Source organism: uncultured Methanobrevibacter sp. (assembly GCF_937906425.1).
Classification (GTDB): Archaea; Methanobacteriota; Methanobacteria; order Methanobacteriales; family Methanobacteriaceae; genus Methanobrevibacter.
In genome coordinates, this window is sequence record NZ_CALCYR010000155.1 from 1 (window position 1) to 8,298 (window position 8,298).

At 29.8% G+C, this 8,298-nt stretch carries 7 protein-coding genes and 1 tRNA gene; all 8 read left to right on the forward strand.

Features of this window, described 5'->3' with window-relative positions; genetic code table 11:
• Window positions 1-125: 125 nt before the first annotated feature.
• The 8 genes from Q0138_RS04425 (at window position 126) to Q0138_RS04460 (ending at window position 7,883) form a co-directional block, all read left to right on the forward strand.
• Window positions 126-1,496 carry an AIR synthase-related protein gene (locus tag Q0138_RS04425; RefSeq protein WP_297981481.1) on the forward strand — a complete coding sequence of 457 codons (1,371 nt, stop codon included), beginning with the start codon at window positions 126-128 and terminating at the stop codon, window positions 1,494-1,496.
• Window positions 1,497-1,839: 343 nt separating this feature from the next.
• Window positions 1,840-2,532 (forward strand): class I SAM-dependent methyltransferase, encoded by a 693-nt coding sequence (locus tag Q0138_RS04430; protein ID WP_297981483.1) that lies wholly within the window; start codon window positions 1,840-1,842, stop codon window positions 2,530-2,532.
• A gap of 334 nt (window positions 2,533-2,866) precedes the next feature.
• The gene (locus tag Q0138_RS04435) at window positions 2,867-3,331 is read left to right on the forward strand and encodes a hypothetical protein (protein WP_297981485.1); all 465 of its coding nucleotides are present in this window, start codon (window positions 2,867-2,869) and stop codon (window positions 3,329-3,331) included.
• A gap of 195 nt (window positions 3,332-3,526) precedes the next feature.
• Window positions 3,527-3,600: transfer RNA gene (locus tag Q0138_RS04440), tRNA-Arg, on the forward strand.
• Between the two features lie 284 nt (window positions 3,601-3,884).
• Entirely contained in the window at window positions 3,885-5,243 is a 1,359-nt protein-coding gene (gene truD, locus Q0138_RS04445) for a tRNA pseudouridine(13) synthase TruD (RefSeq protein ID WP_297981486.1), read from the forward strand.
• 217 nt (window positions 5,244-5,460) lie between these two features.
• On the forward strand, window positions 5,461-5,814 hold the full coding sequence (locus Q0138_RS04450; RefSeq protein ID WP_297981488.1) for a VOC family protein: 354 nt from the start codon (window positions 5,461-5,463) through the stop codon (window positions 5,812-5,814).
• A 316-nt stretch (window positions 5,815-6,130) separates the two neighbouring features.
• Window positions 6,131-6,520, forward strand: coding sequence for a DUF126 domain-containing protein (locus Q0138_RS04455; protein WP_297981490.1), 390 nt, complete (start codon window positions 6,131-6,133; stop codon window positions 6,518-6,520).
• 139 nt (window positions 6,521-6,659) lie between these two features.
• Window positions 6,660-7,883, forward strand: a complete 1,224-nt coding sequence (locus Q0138_RS04460; protein WP_297981492.1) for an amidohydrolase family protein — start codon at window positions 6,660-6,662, stop codon at window positions 7,881-7,883.
• The last annotated feature ends 415 nt before the right edge of the window (window positions 7,884-8,298 follow it).

An 8,298-nucleotide genomic window follows, 5' to 3' on the forward strand; every position in this document is an offset into this window, starting at 1 on the left:
TTTATAAATTTAATTTAAATAATTTAATTTTTAATTATTTTAATTTTAATAATTCTATTTATAATAAGTTTAAATTTAATCATTTAATTTTTTATAAGTTTATTTAATATTTTATTGGTGTTAAAATGGATATTGAGGGTTTTGTTAGAGGACGACTTAATGATGGTGAAAATGAGGATGAACTTAAGTCAATCCTTGCAGAAAGAATTAGGGAATTTAAAGACATTTCAAAAGATCATTCTATTCTTATGGCTGAAAGCGTAATAGATGAGGTCAAGACAACACTTGAACTTAACAGCACTGATGATGATTTTTTAAAGGAAATCATTACTGTTCCAAAGGCAAATGTTGGAATGGGTAAGATGGGTGTAGGTTCACGTGGTGCTGGAGACTTCTTTGTACACAGAAAGATAGCTGAGATTGTAAAAAGTACAAATATTCAATCTGTTGTAGATCCAAATGCTCAAGATGATGGAGGAGTTGTCAAGGTTCCTTCATTTGGAGATGATGTTTATGTAACCACTGCAGTTGACGGTATTCATTCAAGACTTAGTGAATATCCATTTTTAGGCGGTTTTCACGTTACCCGCGCTACATTAAGGGATGTCTGTGTTATGGGAGCAGATCCTGTAGCTATTCTAAGTGACTTGCACCTTGCAGATGATGGTGATGTTGGAAAGCTCTTTGATTTTACTGCAGGGGTCTGTGCAGTCTCTGAACTTATTGATGTTCCTCTTGTTGCAGGAAGTACATTGCGTGTAGGCGGGGACATGGTTCTTGGAGACCGTCTTGTAAGTGCTGTAGGAAGTGTAGGTGTTTCACAATATCCTCCAACAGCCAGAAAAGGTGCAACAGATGGAGACATTATTCTAATGACTGAAGGTGCAGGAGGTGGAACAATAACCACAACAGCACTTTATAATGGTTATTTTGATGTTGTATGGGATACAATGAATATAAGTTTTGTAAAGGCTTCAAAGGCATTGTTTGACAATGATTTGGTTAAGGATGTTCATGCAATGACTGATGTAACCAATGGAGGTCTTCGTGGAGACGCTCATGAAATTTCAGAAACAACAGGTGTCGGTTTGGAGTTTTATCATGACAAGATCAAATCAACAGTTTCATCCAATGTCTTAAACATGCTTGAAGATTTGGATATTGATCCATTGGGAGTTTCCACAGATTCATTGATGTTGGTTGTTCCTCCTGAAATCGCTCCTGAAGTTGTTAAGGCTGTAAGTGATGTTGGAGTTTACATAACTGAAATTGGTGAGGTTAATAATAAAGGTTCTCCAGTTCTAATTAAGGAAAATGGGGAAGAGGAAACCTTGGTTCCTTTATTCAGGGAAGCAGCTTATACAAAGATTAAGAAATTGGTTGGAGACACAACTCCTGAAGACTTTGAGATAATGAAAGAAAAAGTTCAAAAGGCAGCTAATAGTTCTATTAAGAAAAAGGAAAAAGTAATTGATTATATTTTGAATAATAATTAATTATTTTCTTTATTTTTATTTTATTTATTTTTATTTTACTTATTTTTATTTTACTTATTTTTATTTTATTTATTTTTTGAATAATTTTTTATTTTCTTTTTTCATTCTTTCATTACAGTAATTATACAATTTTTATCTGAGTAATTAAGCATCTTTTTTTCATTTTTTATTATTAACTGCTCCTTCATTTCTATTTTCATGCTTTTAAATTAAAATTCTAAAATTGTGTATTCATAACAATTACTAAATATTTATATTTAGGCATGCCAAAATTTTTAAATTATTAATTCAAATATAAATATAAGTAAAGAAATTTTAAATTATTTTTAATTGCGGTGATATAATGGGTTTTTTCGAAAATATGGGAAATCCTCAAGGGAAATTAGGAAATATTCAATTAAAATCTATGAATAAGGAACATACTCCAGTTGCATTATGGGGTTTAAAACATTTAAATGCTTCACCTGATGATATTATATTGGATGTAGGATGTGGGGGTGGAATTAACATCAATCGTATGGCACAAGAGGCTAAAAAGGTTTATGGTGTTGATTACAGTAAGGAAAGTGTATCTCTCTCACGTGAGGTAAACGATGATTTGATTAGGCAAGGTCGTGTTGAAGTGGTAGAGGGCAATGTTATGGATTTGCCTTTTGAAGATGAAACATTTGATGTTGTAACTGCATTTGAAACCGTCTATTTCTGGCCTGATATGGAAAAGTCCTTTTCAGAGGTTAAAAGAGTTCTTAAGCCTGGAGGCATGTTTTTAATTAGTTGTGAATCAAATGGAAATGACAATATTATAATGAAATTATCTGAAAAACTAATGAACATGACTGCATATAATGATGTTCAATTAAAACAATTTTTGCAAAATGTTGGATTTAATGAGATAAAGATTCACATTAGGGATGGAAAAAGAAAAGTGGAAATAATCAAATATGATGGAAAAACAGTTGAAATCGATGACGATTATGATCATTTTTCAATTTCAGACAGGTTTGTGCCTTGGTTGGCTATAACTGCTATTAAATAATTTTTTTATTATTTTTTGGCTATTTTTATTATTCTTTTTTTAATTTTGTTCTTGGTTTTTATTTTATTGTTTTTTTAGTTATTTTTTTATTCTTTTTTTAATTTTGTTCTTGGTTTTTATTTTATTGTTTTTTTTCAATTTTCACTATTTTTTTTGAATTTTTACATTAATTTTTAATTTTACTAATTGGACTTTATTTTTTTATTTAAATTAAATTTTATTTTATTTTTTAAAAATTACTATTTTAAAGCAATATTTCATTAAAATAGTAATTTAAAAAGCTTTTTATACTATAAAAACTAATATCTATTTACTAAATTTTTGTAGGTATTTTATGTTTGACAATAAGGGTTTTCTCTCAATGATGGATGGGATTTTAGCTGTTTTTCTTCTTGTATTGGTTTTGATTTCCTTCAATATGATTATGGATATGGAAGTTCCAAGCCTTAGAGAGGAAAACAATCAATTCAATGCTGCCCAGGATATTATGGAGTCAATGTCATCTAAAATTGATGCTAAGGATTATTCTCTATTGGAAAAGGTTTCATTTACCTTGTCTTCTCTAAATAATTCAATATCCTCTCAAAGAAAAGCAAAGGCAATAGTCTCAGATTATTTTGAGAATTTCATTGAATCAAAGGGCAATTATAAGGATTACAAATATGTCTTGCTTGAAACAAATCAATTGGATAATGTTGAATTGTATTCCACTGGAGATTATTCCAGCGCCTCTGAAGTCTCTGTTGCAATTAGAAATTGCGGAAACTATTCCTATAAGCTGTATATATTCCAGGATTGATTTTAAATTATTTCAAGCTTAAAATTAAAAAACTAATATATATTTTAAAGGCTTGATATTAAATTCTTTTTAACTTATAAGATTATTTTCTTAATTCTCTTTAAAAATAATCATCTTTATATATTGGAATTAATAAATATTTAATTGTTGAAATATTATACTTGTTCTATTTTTAAATTTATTTCATTTATGTCTGCCCTGGTGGTGTAGTTTGGATAACACGTGGGACTGCGGATCCCATTCCCCGGGTTCAAATCCCGGCCAGGGCATTTTTAATAAATCATATCTAACTTTTTTTAAAATTAATTAAATCTTATGGTTGATTAAATTTTTTTATTCATCTTTGTTTTAGATTTGATGTTTTGATTAAATTTTTTTATTCATCTTTGTTTTAGATTTGATATTAAGATTAATTTTTATTTTGTTTAATTTAAATTTAAATTAAAATTTATTCTTGGTGTGAGGAGAATTTGTTAAATTAAAATTTATTCTTTGATAAGGAGTCTTCTGTTTATTTAAATTTAAATTAAAATTTATTCTTTGAGGAAGAGTCATGCTTAATGCAAATACATACGTTACAAGTGAAAAGGGTATTGGTGGAACCATTAGAAATCGTTGGGAGGATTTTTATGTGGAAGAAATTCCTGAATTTATTCCAGATGGAGAAGGTCCAAACATTTATATCTGGATTGAAAAGTTAGGCAGAACAACTTTGGATGTCTTGCTTGACATTTCAAGAGATTTGCACATAGATAGAAAAAGGATGGGCTTTGCAGGGATGAAAGATAAGAATGCAATTACCCGCCAATGGATTTGTATAGCAAATATGGATTCTAATGAGCAGTTCAAGCAGGTTGAAGCCTTGGCTGGAACCATTCATAACACTGAATTTTTAGAACTTGTCCGTGGCCGTAAAAAACTTAGAATGGGTCAGCTTAAGGGAAACAAGTTCCGTATTCTCATAAAGGACATTGAAGGAATGGGCAGTGGGGATGAAAAGCTTAGAACTCTCGCCATTGAGGATGCAGCCAAAAGGGCGGATTCCATATTAAAGACTCTTGAAAAGACAGGTGTTCCAAACTACTTTGGCTGGCAAAGGTTTGGAAAGCCTCGTACCAACACCCATTTGGTTGGAGAGGCTCTTATTCAAAATGACTTGAAGGAGGCTGTTCGCCGTTATATAGGCAATCCTCATCCTGATGAAAGTGAGGACACTCAAATTGCCCGTAAGGCCTATGATGATGGAGACCTTGAAGGATCATTGGAATTGATGCATGGTGGTATGCGTTATGAGAAAATGATGTTAAGGGTTTTAATCAAGGAGCAGAAAAGAGCAATTAAAAGAATGGCTGAAGCTGAAGGCGTATCAATTGAGGAAATTGACAAGTCTCAAGTTGAATTGCCTGATAAGGCATATAAGAATGCAATTCATGCACTTCCAAAGCCTTTGCAAAGAATGTTTGTTCACGCTTACCAATCCTATCTCTTCAATGCTGTTGTCAGTGAAAGGGTTGCAATGGGTATGGATAAGTATATTGAAGGAGACATTGTCATTGACAAGGAGGAACATATTGTAAGGGACAAGAGCAATGAGGAATTTCAGGAAATGGTTAATAATTTTGAAATAAATCAGACCTGTCCTTTGTTTGGTACTAAAGTTCCATTTGCTGGCGGTGAGGTTGGTAAGATGGAAGAGGCTATTTTAAACAGTTATGGATTGACTAAAGCTGATTTTGAAGTTCCTAAAATGCCTCGTTTAGGAAGTCATGGCTTAAGAAGGGCTATGAGATTTCAGGTATGGGACACAAGTGCTGTAGCAACTGAGGACGGAGTTTTATGTGAGTTTTCCATTGACAAGGGTTCCTATGCAACTGCAGTCCTAAGAGAAGTTATGAAAGTGGATGTAATTTAATTTCTCTTTATTTCTTTTTTAAGAATTTTTATTATTATTTTTTAATTCCTTTTTAAATTATTTTTCTTGCTTTTTTTTTTTAAATTATTTAATTTTTTATTAAATTTTAAATAATTTTTTATAATTTTGCTTGCTTTTTTTTAAATTATTCAATTTTTCAGTAAATTTTAAATAATTCTAATTTAAATTATAATTAAAGCTTACATGGGGTTAAATCATGAAATTTAATTATATGACTATTTTAGTTAGGGATTTGGAAAAGTCTGTTAAGTTTTATACCGAACTTGTTGATTTAAAGGTTTTAAGAAAAATAAATCCTCCAATGGGGGAAATTGTCTTTTTGGCAAATGCTGAAGGTGAAACAATGCTTGAACTTTTAGGTTTTGAAGAGGGTGAAAAGGTTGAAACCAAATCATTAACATTAAGTTTTCAAGCAGAGGATTTGGAAAAGGTTTATGAAAAAGCAGTTGAATTAGGTTATAATCCTTCTCCTATAGTTAATCAGCCTCCTAAACCAGCTCATTTCCATTTGGAAGACCCTGATGGAATAACTGTTGAGTTCAGTATTTAATTTTATATTTTTATTTTTACTATTTTTACTATTTTTTCTTTATTTTTTCATTTATTTTTATTTTATTTTCATTTATTTTCATTTATTTTTATTTTATTTTCATTTATTTTCATTTTTCTTCATTTTTCTTCATTTATTTTCATTAATTTTTATCTTATTTTTATTTTATTTTCATTTTTCTTCATTTATTTTTGTCTTAGTGTTATTTTCATTTTAAGTATTTTTTAAAAACTTTTATAATAGTTCCTATATAATATAATCAATTGAAATTTATTTGGAATTTACTTTTAAATTAATAATTATTTTTGTGATTTTTATGATTGAATGTAGAAATATTTCTAAAGGTAAGGCTAATGGGGAATTGATTGTTTCAGATGAGGCCATTAGTTTTTTAGGCGGTGTTGATCCTGAAACTGGAATTGTCATAGATCCGAATCATGAATTGAAAGGCCAATCCATCAAGGATAAAATACTTTTCATTCCAGGAGGAAAAGGTTCAACTGTAGGGTCTTATGTTATTTTTCAAATGAAAAAGAACAATACAGCTCCTCGTGCCATTATTTGTTTAAAAGCGGAACCTATTATTGCAACCGGTGCAATAATGTCTGACATTCCAATGGTGGACTCTCCATCTGACGTTTCTAAATTAACTAATGGAGTTAATGTAGAAGTTGATAGTGATAATGGATTTATTTCTATTGTTTAATTTAAATTATGAATTGATTGACTTATTTCAGTTTGAATAAATAATTTTTACACAAATTTTAAGTTTTATAGTTTTTAAAAACTTCTCCCTTTTTTTAAAGGTTCAGATTTTTATTCCAATTAATTAATGAGATGATTAAATGCCTGCTATTTATATTAAAAATGTAAATATATTAAATCCCTTTGATGAGGAAGTTTTGGATGAAAGACATGTCTTGATTAAAGATGGGAAGATAGAGTCTTTGGATTTAAACGAAGCGGATTTGTTTAATAATTATATTGTTATTGATGGTGAAGATAATTATCTTATGCCTGGTTTTATAGATTCTCATGCTCATATAATGGCAAATGGTTTTCATAAGGAGGATACAATGAAAAATCCTCTTGCATTGCACTTTTACAATGCAATTGAAAACATGAAAAATACCATTGATGCAGGAGTAACTACTGTTCGTGACTGTGGACTTGCAGACATTGGAGTGAAAATGGCTCAAGAAAGGGGGATTTTCCCTTCTCCAAGATTAAACATTTCAATTAAGCCCCTTGCTATTACAGGAGGGCATTTTGATTTTTATCTCAATTCAGGCTTTGATATGGAATTGGCCTATCCAGGTTTCCCAATCGGCACCTGTGATGGGGTTGAAGGTGTTTTGAAAAAGACCCGTGAGGTCATTAGGGCACGTGCAGATTTCATTAAGATTATGGCCAGCGGAGGAATATTGTCTCCAAACACCTCTCCTGAGTTTTCACAATTCAATCCAAAGGAACTGAAGACTATTGTTGATGAGGCAAAAAGCAATAATCTTAAGGTTGCAGCACATTGCCATAGTTTGGAAGGTATTAACAAATGTGCAAAGGCAGGCATTCGTTCAATTGAACATGGTACCTTTATTGATAGAAAGACTTCACAGCTTCTTGCAAAAAAGAGAATTTATCTTACCCCTACCCTGATTGTTCATCATGTACTTATTGAAGAGGGTTTTCCTGTTTGGGACAATTTCGCTCATGACAAGATTAAGAAACTAAAGGAAGTTGTTAAGATTCAAAAGGAAAACATTGCAGTTGCATATGAGGAAGGGGTTAAGTTCCTGATGGGCTCTGACTGTGGTGTTATTGATCATGGTAGGAATTTGGGAGAGCTTGAACAATTGGTTGAGGTTGGTTTGTCTCCTCTTGAAGCCATTCGTGCAGGAACAATTGAAGGAGCTAAATTCTTTAATCAGGAAGATCAATTAGGTTCTATTGAAAAGGGAAAAATAGCTGATATGATTTTGATTAAGAAAAATCCGATTGAGGACATTTCCTCACTTTCAAATCCTAAGAATATTGTTTCTGTAATTCAGGGAGGAAAAGTGGTTAAATAGCTTTAAGTTGTTTAATTAAGTTTTTTTCTTTAATTTTTTTCATATTTTTTATATTTTTTTAAGTTTTTTTCTTTATTTTTTTCTTATTTATTTTTTTTTTAAATTTTTTTTAAGTTTTTTTCTTTAATTTTTTATTAGTTTATTTTTATTTTTTTTAAGTTTTTTTTCTTTATTTTTTTCTTATTTTTTAAATTTTTTTTAAAATTTTTTTCTTTAATTTTTTCTTATTTTCTTATTTAATCTAATTAAAGTTATTTTTTGATTATTTAAAATCATTTTTTTATTTATTTCTATTGTAAACTATCCTTTTCTTTTTTTAGATAATTTTTTTAATAAAATTTTAAATTTAATTAATATTTTTTTAGGTAAACAAAAATTTTATATACTTATTTTATAATATAGTTAAATATAATTA

Bases quoted from the DNA above. Each gene is read 5' to 3' on its own strand.
- Q0138_RS04435 (WP_297981485.1), top strand. From the start codon at position 2,867: ATGTTTGACAATAAGGGTTTTCTCTCAATGATGGATGGGATTTTAGCT.
- truD (WP_297981486.1), top strand. From the start codon at position 3,885: ATGCTTAATGCAAATACATACGTTACAAGTGAAAAGGGTATTGGTGGA.
- Q0138_RS04450 (WP_297981488.1), top strand. From the start codon at position 5,461: ATGAAATTTAATTATATGACTATTTTAGTTAGGGATTTGGAAAAGTCT.
- Q0138_RS04460 (WP_297981492.1), top strand. From the start codon at position 6,660: ATGCCTGCTATTTATATTAAAAATGTAAATATATTAAATCCCTTTGAT.
- Q0138_RS04455 (WP_297981490.1), top strand. From the start codon at position 6,131: ATGATTGAATGTAGAAATATTTCTAAAGGTAAGGCTAATGGGGAATTG.
- Q0138_RS04425 (WP_297981481.1), top strand. From the start codon at position 126: ATGGATATTGAGGGTTTTGTTAGAGGACGACTTAATGATGGTGAAAAT.
- Q0138_RS04430 (WP_297981483.1), top strand. From the start codon at position 1,840: ATGGGTTTTTTCGAAAATATGGGAAATCCTCAAGGGAAATTAGGAAAT.